Raw genomic sequence first — 16097 nt, forward strand, 5'->3', positions numbered from 1 at the left:
CTGCCGTTCAGATAAGCTGAATTACCGTTGCAACTCGCGGGCGATCACGAGCTTCTGGATCTCGCTGGTGCCTTCGTAGATCTGCAGCACCTTGGCGTCCCGGAACAGTTTCTCCACGGGATATTCCGTCGAGTACCCCATACCGCCGAAAATCTGCACCGCCTCGGTGGCCGCCGCCATCACGCTCTCGGCGGCAAACAGCTTGGCTTGCGAAGCAGCCAGGGTGTTGCGCTGACCGTGGTCGATCAGCCACGCGGCGCGGTAGGCCAGCAGACGAGCGGCCTCCAGCGAGGTGGACATCTCGGCCAGCTTGGCGGCGATCAGCTGATGACGGATGATCGGTTGGCCCATCGTCTGGCGTGTCTGGGCATACGCCAGACTTTCTTCCAAGCAGCGGGCGTGCACGCCCACCCCGAAGGCCGCCACCATCGGGCGGGAGTGATCGAAGGCGTCCATCGCGATGCGGAAGCCCTGCCCTTCTTCCCCAATGCGCTGCGAGGCGGGAATGCGGCAACTATCGAAGAAGATCTCGCAGGTGGGCGCGCAGCGCTGCCCCAGCTTGTCCAGCGGCTCCCCGACGCTCAGGCCCGGTGTGCTGCGCTCGACGATAAAGACGCTCAGGCCGGTGCTGCCCCCGTCCCCGGTCCGGGCAAAGACCACGAAGAACGAGGCGAGGTTGGCATTGCTGATCCAGGTTTTGCTGCCCGACAGCACGTAATCGTCACCGTCACGCACCGCGCGGGTCTGCAGTCCGGCCACATCGCTGCCCGCCCCCGGTTCCGTCGCGGCGTAGGACGCCAGTTCGCCGGCCACCAGACGAGGCAGCACCCACTGTTTTTGCTCCTCGCTGCCATGGTGGATGACGGCGTCGGCGGCCAGCGAGTTGATGCTCAGCGCCGCGCCGACGCCCACGCAGCCCCGGCACAGTTCCTCGGTCACCAGGGTCAGGGCCAGACAGCCCAGTCCTGCGCCCCCGTACTCTTCCGGCACCGTCAGGTTGAGCAGCCCCAGGGATAGAGCCTGATCGTAGATGGCCTGTGGAAACGTCTTGGTCCGGTCCAGTTCCGAGGCCTGTGGGATGATCTCGCGTCCGGCAAATGTGCGGGCAAGTTGCTGAAGCTGGCGTTCTTCGTGGTTGAGTAGGAAATCCAAGTGACCCTCCCTGGGGCGTGCCTGCGGCAGAGCGCCGCCAGTTGCCGTGCGTGATTGGGACATTAGGGGCTAGAACTGCCGCTGCAGGCACAAAGACACGATCTTAAAACTTTACTCCGCTCAGCTCCCCGGCGGCTCGCTCTGGTGTCCCTCGTGGACCGTGACTGTCGTTCAGGACTCAACACCAAAGCCCAAATGGAGGCTTAGTCGATTCCTGGCATCAGAATTGGTCCAGGGGAGGCATCGTCTGTTAGGCAATATAGAATTCACCTGCTGGCGCTCAGGGCCACTTCTGAGCGGCGCTGTACATGCTTTTGCTGCTGGGTGAGCCACTTGAAGGCCAGGTCGATCCAGACTTGTGCCTCTGGATTGATCAGTCGAGGGTCGTCGGCGCTGGTTTCATCGGCGAGGGAGAGGCCATGCGCGCCGCATTCAAACACATGCAGCTCATACGGTGCGCGCTGATCGGCCAAGGCCAGCGCGAAACGCAGGGCATCCTGCGAAGGCACGACCATATCTGCCGTTGTGTACCACAGGAACGTGGGGTGGTGATAGGTCCAGTGCTGGAGGACGAACGCACCTCCGAGCACCCGTTCATACCGCTGGTGACCAGTGATCGGTTCGGCGACGCCGGAATGGTGCATCGTGAACACCTAATCCCAATCTCCGAGCAACCGATCGAGCGGGCTCATTCGCAGGCCCGCCCGTCGCCATCGCGGTCTAGTTTGCGGCTGTAGCCCGGCTGCCCGGCCAGGAGCGGTGCTTTGCCCGCGGCTCGCACCGCCGCACAGCTCGGATACGTCACGGAACTGGGCGGCCGAGCAGGGGACGGTGCCGGTGGAGTCGGCCGAGTCTGAGGCACCGTCCCGGTCCCCTTTTCCGTCACGAGGGCGTACTTCCCACCGGGTTGCACGGTGACTGTTACCGTGCCATTGAGATCGGTGCGGTAGATCGAGGCACCCACGCTCTTGTACAGCGCCAGCGCTTCCGAGGTGGGATGCCCGTAGTTGTTGGGACCGACGCCGATCACCACATTGCTGGGCCGTACTGCCTTGAGCCAGGCCGGGTTGTCGCCATTTCTGGCCCCGTGATGAATGGATTTATAGACGTTGATGGGACCGAGTTTGCTGGCCGGGTACTTCTTCAGCCAGCCTGCTGTTTCCGCGGTCTCGCTATCTCCGGTCATCAGGGCGCGGAAGGTGCCGTACTCGATCAGCAGGCCGACGCTGTTGAGGTTCTGATCGGTCTTCGGCATCCCGGGTGGTGGGGGCAGGATGGTCACCTTCACGCTGCCGAGATTGATCACCCGGTCACTGGCCAGCAGGCCCTGGGTGCCGGCGGTCCCCACCGCCGCCGTCAATTTGCTGAAGGTTTGGGTGTTCGCCGCGATGCCGTTGTTGAGGAAAAACTTTGGTTTGAACTCCTGAACGGCTGGGGTCAGGCCAGTGATGTGGTCTGCGTCGCCGTGACTGGCCGCCACGATCGCGAGACTTTTGACACTGTACTGGCCCAACAATTCGGTCATTCGTTTTTCAGACCGTCCACCGTCGTACAGCAGGCTCTGTCCTTCAGGGGCGGTGATCAAGACGGCGTCGCCCTGCCCGACGTCCAGGAAACGGATGGTCAGCACCCCAGCAGGGGCGGGCTGGGCCACCGTCATCCCACCCAGCAGCGCGGCTAGAACGAGGACGCGCCTCACAGGTCCAGATCTCCTTCGGGTGCCTGGGCATTCAGTTGATCGAGCTGTCGCTGGCCCAGGGCGTGGCGTCGGTCTGTTTCCTGGTGATCGATTTCCATCTCTACGTCGCCGCCCTGCACGTCGATGCGGATGACGTCGCCTTCTCTGACCCCTTTGGGTAGGCTGGCCAATTGCCAGTCCTCGGTGGTGCCATCCGGTAGCTCGACGCGGGCGAGGTGACCTTCGATGCCGTCGATGGTGACGTAACTGATGCCCAACTCCCCACGCTTTTCCGTCATGCCGCAAAGTAGCGCATGCACGCCAAGCTCCCGTGCGAGATTGCGCTATGAGAAGACAATTGACGTTGGGCGCGACGGCCGTGTTCTTTCTCTTCCTGGCTCCCGCCCAGGCCCACCGCAGCGGGTGTCACCGCTGGCATTCTTGCCCCAGCGACAGCGGCTCTTACGTTTGCGGCGATCTGGGCTATACCTCGGGGTGTCCCACCACCCAGCAGGTCAGGCCAGTCTCTATCCCGGCAGCCGCGCCGCCAACGGACGACGCGATCCGCTACACCACCACTAACCTCAATCTGCGGGCTGGACCGGGAGCGGAGACCACGAAAGTGGCGACACTGGTCAAGGATACGCGGGTGCGCGTGCAGTTCTGCGCGTCCGGCTGGTGCAAGGTGAGCGCGGCACAGGGCATCGGTTACGTGTCCCAACAGTATCTGCGGCGCTGAACGCTGCACCATGACACCATGCGGACATGATCCGCGCTCAACTCCTCACCCCGGACGCAGGCAGTCTGAGCACCTTCCTCACCACCCACACGCGCACCCGCGATTGCCTGATCCAGGTTGCCGGACTCGCTGAAGTCACCTACCACGGCCGTGCCGCCAGCACGGCCGAAGTCGGCGCGTACCTCGTCATGATCAAACGTGATGGTAGCCTCCAGATCCATGCCCCCACCGGCATCAAGCCCATGAACTGGCAACCCCGGACAGATGAGCTCTCCGCTTGTGTTGAACATGGTCACTGCGTGCTGCACGCTTCTCGTCGGAGTCCAGAAGAACTTGTGCGCGTCACCTTCTTGCACCCTCATCTCGCGCTGGCGCTCGATTTGTACGAGGAAGCATCGTTTACCTTGTCTGGCTCGGAGAAGCAGATGCAGGACGCGCTGGCCCGTCATCCAGAGCTGATCGAGCCCGGCCTGACCGTGCTGGACCGTGAGTTACTGATTGATTCTGGCGGTATTGACCTATACGCGCGTGACGCGCAAGGGCGGTCTGTGGTGGTGGAACTCAAGCGGGGCCGGGCCACGCAGGATGCAGTCAGTCAGCTGGGACGCTACGTTGCGACGGTGCAGAAGTCCGGTGTTCATACGGTGCGGGGCATCCTGGCGGCGCCGTCCATCACGGCGCCGGCCTTGAAAGAATTGCGCGCCAGGGGATTGGAATTCCGCGAGATCGGCGCGTGGCCAGAGGCGCCTGCACCAGCGGCCTTGCCCTCCCTCTTCGATTAAAGAGATCAAGGTGTCAAGTAAAGGCCGCGACACTACGGTGGAGCGTGATCTTGTGGTGGAGAGGAGCTGGGGCTTGGAGCAGTAACGATCCTGCATGTGCCTCCTGCGTCTGGGTCGCTTTCTTATTTACGCCCCATGAAATGAATCGGACAAGGGCCAAAAATCCGGCCCGCAAGGTTGCAAAAACGGATCGCCCCTTCACGGTCTTGGACAACAGGATTTCGCAACGCTCGAAGCTGCACTTCGTCCCATGTCTCGAAGCACCGCTTAAACGTTCGTTTCTGCAACAGTTGAATGGACTGCCCTGGCTCCTTTGTGCTATGGACCTGTTCTGCTGTGGAGGGCGCAGCCAGGGCGAGTGTCAGAGTTCCAGGCTCGAACAGCTCCTGGCCTCGCCGCCAGATGATCCTGGCCTTCCCTTTGTTACCCGGCGAAGCGTGAGCCACCGAATTTTGCGCTCTACAGGCGAGCAAAGCATGCCCGACGTCTGAATAACGCGCGGGGGAGGCCTCCAGAAGGCCCGCCCCGCCTTCAGTGCTCTTCAGGCGCGCGTGGAAGGAAGACGCACGCGGTTAAGCATCAGCGCGTTCACAGTGACGATCACGGTGCTAGCGCTCATCAGCGGCGATGGTCTTCGTGCGCCCCGGCTACCAGAGCGGCGAGGAACTCCTGATGCGGCTCCGTGACAGGCTGGAGCCCAAGGGCTCAGGCGCCTAAACCAGACGATATGAACAGGCCCCTCGCAAGAGAGGGGGCCTGTTCATGGTCGCCCGCCCGCCGGTCGGTGGGAGCCTTGTACCGTCTTAAGCCGATGTTGAGGGAAGATGGCGCGTTACACGGGCTTAACACGCCCCCTTGCACGATGGGAAGCGAACGTCCGCGTATACCTATTTCCGTCCTATTTCCCGGAGGTTTTCCATGACCCAGAACGCCAGCTCGACCATCACCCACATGCTGCAGACTCATCCACAGATCGGCCAGTCCCCATTCGATCTGAACGCCCTGACCGAATGCATCGACGCCTGTTTCGAGTGCGCGCAGGTCTGCACTTCGTGCGCCGACGCTTGCCTAGGCGAGACCGAACACGCCGGACACCTGACCCACTGCATCCGGCTCAACCTCGACTGCGCCGACATCTGCACCACCACCGGGCGCGTGCTGATCCGCCAGACCCAGCCGGAGATGGCCGTGATCCGCGCGCAGCTCCAGGCCTGCCTGGCGGCTTGTAAAGCCTGCGGCGACGAGTGCCAGGAGCATGCCGAGAAAATGGACATGAAGCACTGTGCTGTCTGCGCCGAGTCGTGCCGCCGCTGCAAGCAGGCGTGCCAGAAGATGCTCGATGGCCTGAACGCCTAAAGTCCTGTGCAGTTTGCCGCCGTCTGCCACAGGACTTACGCTGCAGGCGGTTTTCCCTGCCAAGGAGTCAACGATGAACAAATCCATGAACCGCCAGGGGGCAGCTCAGGGCTCAGACGAAAAGCCGATGGGCAAGATGGGGGGCAGCTATGGCCGCTTCGCGGCCATGATCGCCACCTCCACCGTGATCATGTACGGCCTGATGTACCTGAACACCTACCAGCTCGATCACGTCTACTTCAGCGAGACGCGCGTGTTCATGGCGATCTACATGGGGGCCGTGATGGCGGTGATCATGCTCGGGTACATGCTGAACATGTACAAGAACAGCCGCGCCAACCTTGGCATTCTGCTCGGGGCCATCGCTGTCTTCGCGGGGTCGCTGTGGCTGCTTCGGTCCCAGGCCACGGTGGGCGACGTGGCATACATGAAAGCCATGATCCCGCACCACTCGATCGCCATCCTGACCAGCAAGCGGGCCCGGATCAAGGATCCCCGCGTGCGTGAACTGGCCGACGGCATTATCGAGACCCAGGTCCGCGAGATTGCCGAGATGGAGGCGCTGGTCCGCGACCTGGAGAGCAAGAAATAAAGAGGAAGGCTGGCAGCCCCTAGTGGGGATGGGCCGCCAGCAATTTCAGGGTGAAGATGCTGCCTTGCGGACTTGAACACACCGCCAGGCTGCCGCCCATACGGGTCGCCAGACCGCGCGCGATGGTCAGCCCCACCCCGCTGCCGTCTCCCCGTGTGCGCGCCGGGTCAACACGGTAAAAGCGCTCGAAAATGCGCTCCAGATGTTCGGCCGGGATGCCGTTCCCGGTATCCGCCACCGTGAACAGCACGTCACCGCCGCTATGGGTCGCTCCCAGCGTCACCTGGCCCCCGCGTGGTGTGTGGCGCAGGGCGTTGCTCAGCAGGTTGGCGAGGATCTGCGCGGCCCGCTCGAAGTCTGCCGTGATGGATGGAAGATCTGCAGCCTCAGCCCGGACCAGTGCCACGCCACGTTCCTCGTACACGCCTGCGAAGCGCTCGAAAGCGTCGGCGATCAACGCGGCGGGAGCAAAGTCGCTGGGATGCAACTCCACCGCTCCTGCCTCCACCCGTGAGACCACGCTCAGGTCCTGGGCCAACCTCTCCATCGCGGCCGTCTCGCGCAGAATGGCCTCGGAAACAGCCTCTGGGGTCATCACCCCGTCTTTCATGGCCTCGGCGTACCCGCGCAGCGCCGAGAGGGGCGTCCGCAGTTCGTGCGCCACGTTGGAGATCAGTTCCACCCGCCCCTGTTCCACCTGTTGCAGCGCAGCGGCCATGCGGTTGAAGTGACGTGCCACGTCGGTCAGTTCATCCCGGCCTTCTTCCGGCAACCTCCGCCTGTAATCGCCTGTGGCGATAGCGTGGCTACCGTCCCGCAGCAGTTCCACGGACCGCACCACCCGCCGCGCCGAGAACAGCGCCGTGAGGGCCGCCACCACCAGCGCTAATGGCAACGAGGCCAGCAGGGCCGCGTTCAGGGTGCGCCGCACGCCGCGCTCCAGATCCGGGCGCAGGGAAGCGCCGTCGGGGCCGATCAGCGTGATCATCTGCTCGACGTGGTGGCGAATAAAGGCGGGAGCCAACACCTCACTGATCAGAAGGACCGCGCCCAGCGCGATGCAGATCACCAGCAGGTGAGACAGGAACAGCCGGGGGTAGAGTTTCAGCTGCCCTCACCCCCTTCCTGGGCTTCCATGAAGCGGTAGCCCACCCCGCGCACCGTCTCGATGAAGCGGGGAGCGTCGGCGTCGTCGCCCAACTTGCGGCGCAGCCCTGTGACATGCACGTCTACTACCCGCGTGGTGCTGGGGAAGTCATGACCCCAGACCCGCTCCAGCAGGCGTTCGCGGCTCCAGACCAGCCCGGGATGCTGCGCGAAAGTGGCCAGCAGGTCATACTCCAGCTTGGACAGCTCCAGGATCTGCCCCGACAGTGTGGCGCGGCGGGTTCGCAGGTCCAGCTCCAGGTCGCCGCTGCGAATTTCATGACGGACTCCTGCCCGTCGGAGCAGGGCGCGGACACGGGCCACCACCTCACGTGGACTGAACGGCTTGACCACGTAATCGTCCACGCCCAGATCCAGCCCACGCAGCTTGTCCTCCTCCTCACCACGTGCAGTCAACATCAGAAGAGGCAGCTCAAGCCCCAGGGCCCTCGCCTCGCGGGCCAGGTCCAGGCCACTGATCCCTGGCAACATCCAGTCCAGGATCGCCAGATCGACGCGTGGCAGCAACTCGCGGGCCTGATGACCGCCGGCCGCCTGCAAGACCTCGTACCCCGCGCCGCTCAGGTAGGCGTGCAGGATTTCCAGGATGGCCGGATCATCATCGACGATCAGAACGCGGGCCATGCCCGCCTTCCGCCCAATCCCTGGGTCACAACCCTCGTTTGATCAGCCACTGGCGGTAAACGTACATCTCGTTGGCCTGGGTGCGGATGATGTCGCGGGCCAGGCCCAGCACGCGCGCGTCGCTGCTCTTTTGTAGGGCCAGGCTCGCCATGTCAATGGCGCTGGCGTGGTGCGGCAGCATGCCCTCTACCAGGCCACGGTCACTGTCCTTGTTGGCCTTAAGCGTGGTGATCATGCCGGTCATCTCGCTCATCATCCCGTTCTGCGCGCTCTTGTCCATGCCGCCGAGGGCCTTCAGCCAGGTATTCATCTGGCCGATCTCTTTTTGCTGCACGCTGAGGATGTCTGCCGTCCAGCGCTTGACCTGGGTGTCCTTGACGTTGTTCAGCACCGTTTTGCTCATGTCCACCGCGCCCTGGTGGTGAACGATCATCATGGAGAGAAAGGCGCGGTCAAAGGCCCTGCCCTTTAGGGTCTCCAGGCTGCCGTTCATGGGGGTGCCGTGGTTCATGCCAGGCATGGTCATCTGGGCGTGGGCCAGGGGGGTGAGGCTGAGGGTCAGCAGCAGGGCACAGCGTTTCATGGCTTCAGCGTGGGGCCACCGTGTTAAAACCGTGTAAAGCGGGGAGTCTGGGCATAGCAAGCATTCGCTTCTGCACCGCTTTTGCCCAACGTTCTGTCGGAGAGTTGTGATGCCATGCAGATGGAATTCCAACCGGGGACCTTGAACGCCTGATTTGCCCCACGGTTGCTTTCCGATACCTATGATCGCAAGATCAGCAGATGACCGAGCCTGCGCCCGCTCTCTACCAACGCCTGCTGGTCGCCACCGGCGGCGCTCCTCACTCGCTGGTGGCCATCGAGCGCGCGGCCACGCTCGCCGAACACTTCGGCGCCACCCTGCATGTCGTGACCGTCATCCCACAGGGCAACCAGGGTCTGGAGAACGTCACAGTGGCCTTCGGGGGCAGCGGCGGCCTGGCCCTCCAGGAGAACCACGAGCGCTTCGAATCGCACCTGCGTGAGACCGCCAGTGCCCTGCGTACGCGCGGCCTGCAGGTGGAAGAACATCTCCTGAGGGCCCTCCGGCCCGCCGACGCCATCCTCGCAGTGGCGGCCGAGGTGGGCGTCGACCTGATCCTGCTCGGGCGTCGTCACAAGACCGCCTGGAGCGCCGCTCTGGCGGGGAGCGTCTCCGACATGGTCAGCCATGCGTCACCGGTCGACGTGCTCATCGTCCGCTAGCCTTGTCAGGAGGTTCAGGCTGAAATGAGGGCCACCCCACCGCTCAGCCGGTCAGGGTCTAGCTGAATGTTAAGCCGGACCCCCGTCATTGGCGTCAGTGCCCTCGTCGTCGTCTTCCCACGGTGGCTGATGTTCCAGGAATCAGACCTGGTGGAGGAACTGCCTCCGCTGTGCCCGTCGGGCCTCAACCTCGCGGTCGCGCCAGGCGAACTCAGCACATCGTCGCAGGAGGGCTTGGGATCTCGCCTCCAGTTGCGCGATGCGCCCCCCTAGATTGTCTCCGATCCACAGATCCGATGGTGACCCTCAGCCCCCCAGTCTCGCAATCCGACTCTCTTATCCGTTGTCACACCATGGCCCCAGACAGCGCCACGCGTACAGTGGGGCATGAACCAATTGGAACTGCTGCTGGAGGTCCGCCGCCAGCGGCGGGCCGCGTTCGAGACGGCCTTGCTTGGCCTGTCCATCCGAGACCACGTGCAGGCGGCCCTGGACCTGAATGACACTTTAACGCTGGGCGACTCTTTTTGAGCGGCCCGGAAATCATCCCTTTCGACTGGCAGCGCATCTGGCTGGGTGACGCGCCGCCGCTGTTCCTGCTGGAAATCGTCTTCCGCACCGCCGTGATCTTCGTCTGGTTGCTGCTGCTGCTGCAGTTGACCGGCAAGCGCGGGCTGGCCCAGCTCAGCGCGCTGGAACTGGTGATTGTCATCGCGCTGGGTTCGGCAGCGGGCGACCCGCTGTTCTATCCCGAGGTCCCGCTGCTGCACGCCATGCTGGCACTGGCGCTGGTGGTGGGCTTTCAACGGGTGCTGGCCGGGCTGGTGGTCCGTTCCGAGCGGGTGGAAACCTTCATGGAAGGCCAGCCGGTGGAGCTGGTCCGCGACGGTGTATTCAGCGTGGCCGCACTGGAGCAAGCCAACCTGAGCCGGGAGGACCTGTTCGAGAAACTGCGGTCTGAAGGAGTGATGCAACTGGGCGAGGTCCGCCGTGCCTACTTCGAGCAGGACGGTGACCTGTCCGTCTTCAGACACGACACGGACTCGCCCCCCGGTCTTCCCGTGGTGCCGCCGTGGGACCTGGAGCCGCCTACGGTGCTGAACCCGGATCTGCCTCAGCAGGGGTTTGTGGCCTGCCTGAACTGCGGGCGGGTCCAGCAGGTCAGCGGTCTGCTGGGGGGCTGCACCTGTGGTGGACTGGAGGGGTGGACAGCGGCGACCACCGATCCGCTCGCAGGAGCAGGGATGAGCGCCGATCAGTCCTGAGCGTCCTGACCAACTGCGATTTAAATGCAAAGTTCAGCCGCTTCTCCCCCTGGTTTTGCCCTTGGCATCCCTCTGCCCAGGCCCAGTTAATTCGGCGTGTGGTTAAAACAAGAAGTTCAGTGACGCTCTCAGCGTCTCTCACCGGGCGAGCTTGAGCAGCCTCACGAGGTTGGCCGGCTTTTCCTCGCGGGCCTGGCACATCTCCACGTAGGTCTCCAGAATCACGTCGCCAGTGGACTCGAGCGCACTTCGGACGCTGGCGTAGAGGGTCATGACCTCCACGCAGTCCTTTTCTTCCTCCACCATCTTCTGCAAGCCCCGAACCTGTCCTTCCAGGCGGCGCAGACGGTTGAGAATCTTCGTCTTTTCAGCTTCACGGTCACTGATGGGCATGGTCGCAGTCATGCGGTCAGTATACCCCCTGGGGTATTTGACAGAATAGGGGAGGGGGGTATAACCTCTAGGCATGTACTTTCAACGCTTCTACGACACGGACCTCGCGCAGGCGTCCTACCTGATCGGTTGCCAGAAAACCGGCGAATGCCTGGTGGTGGACCCGGTGCGCGACATCGCCCAGTACCTCGACGAGGCGCGGAACCAGAAGCTGCGCGTCACCCACGTCACCGAGACGCACATCCATGCCGATTACCTCTCGGGCAGCCGCGAACTGGCCAAGGCAACAGACGCCAAGCTGCTGCTCTCCGACGAGGGCGGCGAGGGCTGGCACTACACCTACAACGACGGCAACCAGACCTGGCTCTATGATGGCGACACCTTCATGGTGGGCAACATCCGCCTTCAGGCCGTGCACACGCCCGGCCACACCCCAGAGCACCTGAGCTTCCTCGTCACCGATACCCCCCGCGGGGACACGCCGAGCATGATGCTGACCGGCGACTTCGTGTTCGTCGGCGACCTGGGCCGCCCCGACCTGCTCGACGAGGCAGCCGGGGGCCAGGACACCCGCTTTGTCGGCGCCAGCCAGATGTTCGCCTCCCTGCGCGACAAGTTCCTGACGCTGCCCGATTACGTGCAGGTGTGGCCGGGTCACGGCTCGGGCAGTGCGTGCGGCAAGGCGCTGGGCGCGGTGCCCACCACCACTGTCGGCTACGAGCGGGCGCTGAGCTGGTGGGGCAAGCTGGTGGAACAGGGCGACGAGGACGCCTTCACGCGGGAGCTGCTCGCTGGCCAGCCCGACGCGCCGCTGTACTACGGCCGGATGAAGACAGAAAACCGCGACGGTCCCGTCGTGTTGGGTGAAGTCGTGCCGCTGAGTGAACTGAGCGCCGATGTTGTGAAGGCAAAGTTGGCCGCTGGCGCCCGGCTGATCGACACCCGCAAGAAAGAAGAGCACCAGGCCGCTGCGCCTGTCGGCAGCGTCAACATCCCTGACGGTGGCACCCAGGAGACCTGGGCTGGGTGGCTGCTGACCCCGGGCCGCGAGCTGATTTTGCTCGCTTCCAAGGAACGTGCTGAAGAATTGCGCCGCAAGCTGTGGATGGTCGGTCTGGACCACGTGGTCGGCTTTATCACCAGCGCTCAGGAGCTGGAGACAGCAGCCGCGCAGCCCATCCTCGCGACCGCACTGGGCTCGCACCCGGACGCCCTGATTCTCGACGTGCGGGCGAAAACCGAGTACGAGGAAGGTCACATCCCCGGCGCCCGCCAGCTGCACGCCGGACGTCTGCCCTGGACGTTGGACACCCTGCCGAGAGACCGCGAGATCGTCGTGCATTGCCAGGGTGGCGCCCGGAGTGCCGCCGCCGCAAGTCTGCTGCGTGCCGAGGGCTTCGACGTGCTGGAACTCGCCGGGGGCTACGACGCCTGGACGAAGACGCAGAACGAGCGCCAGTCCGTTTAATCCTCACCCGGCGGAGGCGGCGCCCCCTGGGCCGCCTCCGCTTCTGCTGAAAGGAGCTTCTATGACCTACCAGGACATCTTCACCACTGAAGTCGAAGGCAAGAAGCGCGACGGCGCGCGGCTCATCGACGTGCGCGAGATTGGGGAGTACACCCAGGGGCACATCCCGGGCGCAGTGAACCTGTCCCTGAGCGAGCTCGTCGGGCGCGAGGACGAGATCGCGCCGAACACCATCCTGATCTGCGCGAGCGGCAACCGCTCTTCGCAGGCCGCGGCCTACCTTGCCTCGCTGGGCAGGACCGGGCTGATGAACCTCTCGGGCGGCATCACAGTGTGGATACGCGAGGGCCGCGCCCTCAACCGGGGCGAACAGCCATGATCTTCGCCTGGATCGGCGCTGCCCTAATCGGGCTGAGCCTCGGCCTGCTGGGCTCGGGCGGCTCAATCCTGACCGTCCCTGTGCTGGTCTACCTGGTCGGCGAACCCGAGAAGCTGGCGATCGCTGAGAGCCTCGCGATCGTGGGCGGGATCAGCCTGATCGGAGCGATTCCTTACGCCGTCAAGCGCCAGATCGACTGGCGTTCAGTCCTGTGGTTCGGGGGGCCCGGCGTGGTGGGCACGTCCCTCGGCGCGGCCCTGAGCGTCTATCTGTCAGGAGTGGTGCAGTTGCTGCTCTTCGCTGCCGTCATGCTGCTCGCTGCCGTGATGATGTTCCGGCCTTCCACCGTGCCCCCGCAGGGTTATGCACCTCACCTGCGCTCCCCCCTGAAGATTGGCGCGGAGGGACTGGGCGTCGGCGTCCTGACCGGGCTGGTGGGCGTGGGCGGCGGGTTCCTGATCATTCCTGCGCTGGTCTTGCTGGGCGGATTGCCCATGAGTCTCGCGGTGGGCACCAGCCTGCTGATCATCGCCGCCAAGAGCTTCGCAGGCTTTTCCAAGTACGTGCATGTTCTGGCCGAGCAGAACCTGTCGATGAACTGGACCCTGATCGCGCTCTTCACGATCATTGGCATCGTGGGCAGCTTCCTGGGCGCCCGGGTAGGTAAGAGCATCTCCAACGACAGCCTGAAACGGGGCTTCGCGGGCTTTCTGGTCGTGATGGGCGTGTATGTCCTGGCCACCAATGTGCCCAAGGTGCTCAACCCGTCCCAGGCCGCCACAGCGCAGCTGCGGCATTGAAGCCCACATCACATCCGCGCCTCCGCTTTGCGGCTTTCCCTTCCCTGAGGTCCTTTTCCATGACTGAATTGCTCGACTTTCTCCGTTCCCCGCTGCCCTGGTACGTGGGGGGCCCCCTGATCGGCCTGACCGTGCCATTACTGTTGTGGCTCGGCAACAAGGGCTTCGGGATCTCTGCCAACCTGCGGCATGCCTGCGCCATCCTGCTGCCCGATGCCATCAAGCCCAGCTTTTTCCGCTACGACTGGCGCAACGAACGCTGGAATCTGATGTTCGCGGGCGGACTGATCCTGGGTGGGATCGTGGCTGGCGTCGTGCTGGCCAACCCGGAACCCACCCGCCTGAGTGCCGCCGGCGCGGGGTCGGTGCAGGCGCTGGGCGTGCAGCTGCGTCCTGGTCTGGTCCCGGCGGAGCTGACTAACCTCTCCAACCCCGCCGTGTGGCTGCTGCTGGCCGTCTCCGGCCTGCTGGTGGGCTTCGGCACCCGGTACGGCGGTGGCTGCACCTCGGGGCACGCCATCACGGGCCTCTCCACCCTGCAAGTCCCCTCCCTGATGGCCACGGTGTCTTTTTTCGTCGGCGGCATCTTGAGTGCGAACGTCCTCCTTCCCCTCTTCATGGCGGTGATGGGATGACCAGGACCTCCCAGATTCCCGGCGTCCATACTGAGCCCGCCTCTTCCGCCCGAACGGTCACCGGACTGCTGGTCTACCTGTTCGCGGGGCTGTACTTCGGCGTGGTCCTCGTCAAGTCAGAGGCGGCCAGCTGGTACCGCATCCAGGAAATGTTCCGCTTCGAGTCCTTCCAAATGTTCGGCCTGATCGGTTCCGCCGTCGTCACTGGGATGATCACCACGATGCTCCTGCGCCGCAGTGGACTGAACAGCCTGGACGGACAGACCATTCGCGTCACCGACAAAGAAAAGGGCTGGCGGCGGTACGTGTTCGGCGGCCTGACCTTCGGGGTGGGCTGGGGGCTGGCGGGGGTCTGCCCGGGACCGATCTTCACGCTGCTCGGAGCCGGGATCTGGCCCATGCTGCTGGTGCTCGCCTTCGCCCTGCTCGGCACCTACCTCTACGGCGCCTTTAAAGACCGCCTTCCTCACTAAGGAGGTGATAGATAACCTCATTCGAACATGGCCAGGGCCACATCTTGACCGGACAGCGCCAGAGCCGCCTGATCTCTGGCCAGCAGCTCCGCCGCGCGGCTGGCCGCACTGAGCTGCAGCAGCGCGGTGACCTGAGCCGTCGTTAGCAGGAATGAAAATTCGAACGTGAAAGCCAGAGGGAGTTTCACACTATTTGCTCGCGCAGCGCGGCCGGAGCGCCCTGAGCTTCAGCCAGATTGCGGGTGGCCTGAATCAATGTGCTGCCGCAGGTCGGTGTCCTGATGTCACCTTCTATGCGCATCGTCCACTATTTGATTACCCGGCTTAGAAACGTTCGTTTCTGCAATTTCCTAGGCCATAGTGCCAGCAATCTCTGATGCGTTTGTCTGAAATTCTGGCTTTTTAAGCCTTGCGTGTCGAAGATCCCTTTGACACCGAGATCGACGCCCTCTAGGTGACGCCGAGGGGGCAACAGATTGTCCCACTCGCAGAATCGCTTGGATGCAGGGAGACCTGCCTCTGGCTACCGAGATCCTTCGGAACTTGAACCCTTGCGCCCCTCATTCAACCGTTGATGAGTTCGCGAGGCCGTATCCGGCGGACCCGTGCCGAGGGCTACGCCACGCTTTTTGTACGCTCGGAAAGCGCCCGGGAGTGGGGCAGTCCAGCCGAAATGCAGGAGGCCGAGCGCGATCAGGGCCTGGCCGTTCGGCATTTTGCCCGGAACGGGCGCAGCTATGCCGTGGGCGTTAGCATGGGGGGGCTGATGGCCCTGCGCAGTGCGGAGAGCAGCGCTGTCTACCGCGTCCGAGGCGTGGTATTGATTGACGGCTGGACCAAGTTGCAAGTGCCGTCAGCCGCCAGGCCGAGATCCGCCGAGCCTACAATCTGGCGCCCAGCGACCCCGCCCCGGCCGAATTGCCTGAGCCGACCATCCCGGTGCTGGCGTTGTGGAGCCCCGACGACACACTAGCTCCCCGCCAGGGCAGTGCCACCACACTTGAGCTGGGGGCCTGGGACACACACCGTCCCGACGCTGGCGGCCTGCTCACCCTGAGTGGACCCCATCTGGGAGGCAATCGCTTTGAACCTAACACGCTCGAGCAGATCACGCGCTTCCTCGGCGCCCTGGAAAGGCAAGAGCAGGGGGCACAGACCTCAGGGGACGGCGGCAAAAGCACCCATGAACTTTCAAACTGAGCTGATCCGTTCAGCAACAGATGCGCAGGCCACCCCAGGGTGGACGTACGCTCTCATGACGGAAAAGGGGACCGGAATGATGCCTCAGACTCGGAAGACAACACCGGCACCCTCCCCCGCTCGGCCGCCGGGCTTGGTGACGTATCCGA

General features: G+C 63.8%; 22 protein-coding genes. 13 read left to right on the forward strand and 9 right to left on the reverse strand.

Annotated elements, in window-relative coordinates; all coding sequences use genetic code 11:
• Positions 1-21: 21 nt before the first annotated feature.
• The 4 genes from HNQ08_RS17715 to HNQ08_RS17730 form a co-directional block, all read right to left on the reverse strand.
• Positions 22-1152: an acyl-CoA dehydrogenase family protein gene (locus HNQ08_RS17715; RefSeq protein WP_184135087.1), complete on the reverse strand. Its 1131-nt coding sequence runs from the start codon at positions 1150-1152 to the stop codon at positions 22-24.
• A gap of 266 nt (positions 1153-1418) precedes the next feature.
• The gene (locus HNQ08_RS17720) at positions 1419-1796 is read right to left on the reverse strand and encodes an alpha/beta hydrolase family protein (RefSeq protein ID WP_184135090.1); all 378 of its coding nucleotides are present in this window, start codon (positions 1794-1796) and stop codon (positions 1419-1421) included.
• Positions 1797-1840: 44 nt separating this feature from the next.
• Positions 1841-2851, reverse strand: coding sequence for an excalibur calcium-binding domain-containing protein (locus HNQ08_RS17725; RefSeq protein ID WP_342355710.1), 1011 nt, complete (start codon positions 2849-2851; stop codon positions 1841-1843).
• The gene (locus tag HNQ08_RS17730) at positions 2848-3129 is read right to left on the reverse strand and encodes a DUF3006 domain-containing protein (protein WP_184135093.1); all 282 of its coding nucleotides are present in this window, start codon (positions 3127-3129) and stop codon (positions 2848-2850) included. The genes HNQ08_RS17725 and HNQ08_RS17730 overlap by 4 nt, the downstream gene beginning before the upstream one ends.
• A gap of 47 nt (positions 3130-3176) precedes the next feature.
• Here HNQ08_RS17730 and HNQ08_RS17735 point away from each other — a divergent pair, with 47 nt between their 5' ends.
• The 4 genes from HNQ08_RS17735 (at position 3177) to HNQ08_RS17750 (ending at position 6299) form a co-directional block, all read left to right on the forward strand.
• Positions 3177-3569, forward strand: a complete 393-nt coding sequence (locus HNQ08_RS17735) for an SH3 domain-containing protein (protein WP_184135095.1) — start codon at positions 3177-3179, stop codon at positions 3567-3569.
• 26 nt (positions 3570-3595) lie between these two features.
• On the forward strand, positions 3596-4351 hold the full coding sequence (nucS, locus tag HNQ08_RS17740) for an endonuclease NucS (RefSeq protein ID WP_184135097.1): 756 nt from the start codon (positions 3596-3598) through the stop codon (positions 4349-4351).
• Between the two features lie 918 nt (positions 4352-5269).
• Entirely contained in the window at positions 5270-5707 is a 438-nt protein-coding gene (locus tag HNQ08_RS17745) for a four-helix bundle copper-binding protein (RefSeq protein ID WP_184135099.1), read from the forward strand.
• 73 nt (positions 5708-5780) lie between these two features.
• Positions 5781-6299, forward strand: a complete 519-nt coding sequence (locus HNQ08_RS17750; RefSeq protein WP_221284278.1) for a DUF305 domain-containing protein — start codon at positions 5781-5783, stop codon at positions 6297-6299.
• A 19-nt stretch (positions 6300-6318) separates the two neighbouring features.
• Here the strand turns inward: HNQ08_RS17750 and HNQ08_RS17755 are convergent, their stop codons facing one another.
• From HNQ08_RS17755 to HNQ08_RS17765, 3 genes are read right to left on the reverse strand one after another with little or no spacing between them, the layout of a single operon-like run.
• Positions 6319-7407, reverse strand: a complete 1089-nt coding sequence (locus HNQ08_RS17755; RefSeq protein ID WP_184135320.1) for a sensor histidine kinase — start codon at positions 7405-7407, stop codon at positions 6319-6321.
• Positions 7404-8090 (reverse strand): winged helix-turn-helix domain-containing protein, encoded by a 687-nt coding sequence (locus HNQ08_RS17760; RefSeq protein WP_184135101.1) that lies wholly within the window; start codon positions 8088-8090, stop codon positions 7404-7406. Before HNQ08_RS17760 ends, HNQ08_RS17755 begins: the two co-directional genes overlap by 4 nt.
• Positions 8091-8115: 25 nt before the next feature.
• Positions 8116-8673: a DUF305 domain-containing protein gene (locus HNQ08_RS17765; RefSeq protein ID WP_184135104.1), complete on the reverse strand. Its 558-nt coding sequence runs from the start codon at positions 8671-8673 to the stop codon at positions 8116-8118.
• Positions 8674-8873: 200 nt separating this feature from the next.
• Between HNQ08_RS17765 and HNQ08_RS17770 the strand changes: the two genes are divergently transcribed.
• The 3 genes from HNQ08_RS17770 to HNQ08_RS17780 all read left to right on the forward strand — a co-directional run bounded on the left by HNQ08_RS17770 (position 8874) and on the right by HNQ08_RS17780 (position 10600).
• A complete protein-coding gene (locus tag HNQ08_RS17770) occupies positions 8874-9335 on the forward strand; it encodes a universal stress protein (protein WP_184135107.1) in 462 nt (153 codons plus the stop codon).
• 387 nt (positions 9336-9722) lie between these two features.
• On the forward strand, positions 9723-9866 hold the full coding sequence (locus tag HNQ08_RS17775; RefSeq protein WP_184135109.1) for a hypothetical protein: 144 nt from the start codon (positions 9723-9725) through the stop codon (positions 9864-9866).
• Positions 9863-10600 carry a DUF421 domain-containing protein gene (locus HNQ08_RS17780; RefSeq protein WP_184135111.1) on the forward strand — a complete coding sequence of 246 codons (738 nt, stop codon included), beginning with the start codon at positions 9863-9865 and terminating at the stop codon, positions 10598-10600. Before HNQ08_RS17775 ends, HNQ08_RS17780 begins: the two co-directional genes overlap by 4 nt.
• 138 nt (positions 10601-10738) lie before the next feature.
• Here HNQ08_RS17780 and HNQ08_RS17785 read toward each other — a convergent pair whose 3' ends face one another.
• Complete coding sequence (locus tag HNQ08_RS17785) at positions 10739-11005, reverse strand: metal-sensitive transcriptional regulator (protein WP_184135114.1); 267 nt, start codon at positions 11003-11005, stop codon at positions 10739-10741.
• A 61-nt stretch (positions 11006-11066) separates the two neighbouring features.
• On the opposite strand from HNQ08_RS17785, the gene HNQ08_RS17790 reads away from it, so the two are divergent.
• The 5 genes from HNQ08_RS17790 to HNQ08_RS17810 all read left to right on the forward strand — a co-directional run bounded on the left by HNQ08_RS17790 (position 11067) and on the right by HNQ08_RS17810 (position 14748).
• On the forward strand, positions 11067-12461 hold the full coding sequence (locus tag HNQ08_RS17790) for an MBL fold metallo-hydrolase (protein ID WP_184135116.1): 1395 nt from the start codon (positions 11067-11069) through the stop codon (positions 12459-12461).
• 61 nt (positions 12462-12522) lie between these two features.
• The gene (locus HNQ08_RS17795) at positions 12523-12840 is read left to right on the forward strand and encodes a rhodanese-like domain-containing protein (RefSeq protein ID WP_184135118.1); all 318 of its coding nucleotides are present in this window, start codon (positions 12523-12525) and stop codon (positions 12838-12840) included.
• On the forward strand, positions 12837-13640 hold the full coding sequence (locus HNQ08_RS17800) for a sulfite exporter TauE/SafE family protein (protein ID WP_184135121.1): 804 nt from the start codon (positions 12837-12839) through the stop codon (positions 13638-13640). The genes HNQ08_RS17795 and HNQ08_RS17800 overlap by 4 nt, the downstream gene beginning before the upstream one ends.
• 59 nt (positions 13641-13699) lie before the next feature.
• Positions 13700-14275: a YeeE/YedE family protein gene (locus tag HNQ08_RS17805; RefSeq protein ID WP_221284279.1), complete on the forward strand. Its 576-nt coding sequence runs from the start codon at positions 13700-13702 to the stop codon at positions 14273-14275.
• The gene (locus HNQ08_RS17810; RefSeq protein ID WP_184135126.1) at positions 14272-14748 is read left to right on the forward strand and encodes a YeeE/YedE family protein; all 477 of its coding nucleotides are present in this window, start codon (positions 14272-14274) and stop codon (positions 14746-14748) included. Before HNQ08_RS17805 ends, HNQ08_RS17810 begins: the two co-directional genes overlap by 4 nt.
• A 17-nt stretch (positions 14749-14765) precedes the next feature.
• On the opposite strand, the gene HNQ08_RS17815 is transcribed toward HNQ08_RS17810, so the two are convergent.
• Positions 14766-14936, reverse strand: a complete 171-nt coding sequence (locus HNQ08_RS17815) for a hypothetical protein (RefSeq protein ID WP_184135129.1) — start codon at positions 14934-14936, stop codon at positions 14766-14768.
• Positions 14937-15666: 730 nt separating this feature from the next.
• Between HNQ08_RS17815 and HNQ08_RS17820 the strand changes: the two genes are divergently transcribed.
• Entirely contained in the window at positions 15667-15948 is a 282-nt protein-coding gene (locus HNQ08_RS17820; RefSeq protein WP_184135131.1) for a hypothetical protein, read from the forward strand.
• Positions 15949-16097 lie beyond the last annotated feature (149 nt).

Source organism: Deinococcus humi (assembly GCF_014201875.1).
Taxonomy (GTDB): Bacteria; Deinococcota; Deinococci; order Deinococcales; family Deinococcaceae; genus Deinococcus; species Deinococcus humi.

Excerpts from the sequence above, each read along its gene's own strand:
- HNQ08_RS17720 (WP_184135090.1), bottom strand. The coding sequence starts at position 1,796 with ATGCACCATTCCGGCGTCGCCGAACCGATCACTGGTCACCAGCGGTAT.
- HNQ08_RS17810 (WP_184135126.1), top strand. The coding sequence starts at position 14,272 with ATGACCAGGACCTCCCAGATTCCCGGCGTCCATACTGAGCCCGCCTCT.
- HNQ08_RS17795 (WP_184135118.1), top strand. The coding sequence starts at position 12,523 with ATGACCTACCAGGACATCTTCACCACTGAAGTCGAAGGCAAGAAGCGC.
- nucS (WP_184135097.1), top strand. The coding sequence starts at position 3,596 with ATGATCCGCGCTCAACTCCTCACCCCGGACGCAGGCAGTCTGAGCACC.
- HNQ08_RS17765 (WP_184135104.1), bottom strand. The coding sequence starts at position 8,673 with ATGAAACGCTGTGCCCTGCTGCTGACCCTCAGCCTCACCCCCCTGGCC.
- HNQ08_RS17770 (WP_184135107.1), top strand. The coding sequence starts at position 8,874 with ATGACCGAGCCTGCGCCCGCTCTCTACCAACGCCTGCTGGTCGCCACC.
- HNQ08_RS17730 (WP_184135093.1), bottom strand. The coding sequence starts at position 3,129 with ATGACGGAAAAGCGTGGGGAGTTGGGCATCAGTTACGTCACCATCGAC.
- HNQ08_RS17785 (WP_184135114.1), bottom strand. The coding sequence starts at position 11,005 with ATGACTGCGACCATGCCCATCAGTGACCGTGAAGCTGAAAAGACGAAG.
- HNQ08_RS17735 (WP_184135095.1), top strand. The coding sequence starts at position 3,177 with ATGAGAAGACAATTGACGTTGGGCGCGACGGCCGTGTTCTTTCTCTTC.
- HNQ08_RS17790 (WP_184135116.1), top strand. The coding sequence starts at position 11,067 with ATGTACTTTCAACGCTTCTACGACACGGACCTCGCGCAGGCGTCCTAC.
- HNQ08_RS17805 (WP_221284279.1), top strand. The coding sequence starts at position 13,700 with ATGACTGAATTGCTCGACTTTCTCCGTTCCCCGCTGCCCTGGTACGTG.
- HNQ08_RS17750 (WP_221284278.1), top strand. The coding sequence starts at position 5,781 with ATGAACAAATCCATGAACCGCCAGGGGGCAGCTCAGGGCTCAGACGAA.
- HNQ08_RS17745 (WP_184135099.1), top strand. The coding sequence starts at position 5,270 with ATGACCCAGAACGCCAGCTCGACCATCACCCACATGCTGCAGACTCAT.
- HNQ08_RS17800 (WP_184135121.1), top strand. The coding sequence starts at position 12,837 with ATGATCTTCGCCTGGATCGGCGCTGCCCTAATCGGGCTGAGCCTCGGC.
- HNQ08_RS17760 (WP_184135101.1), bottom strand. The coding sequence starts at position 8,090 with ATGGCCCGCGTTCTGATCGTCGATGATGATCCGGCCATCCTGGAAATC.
- HNQ08_RS17775 (WP_184135109.1), top strand. The coding sequence starts at position 9,723 with ATGAACCAATTGGAACTGCTGCTGGAGGTCCGCCGCCAGCGGCGGGCC.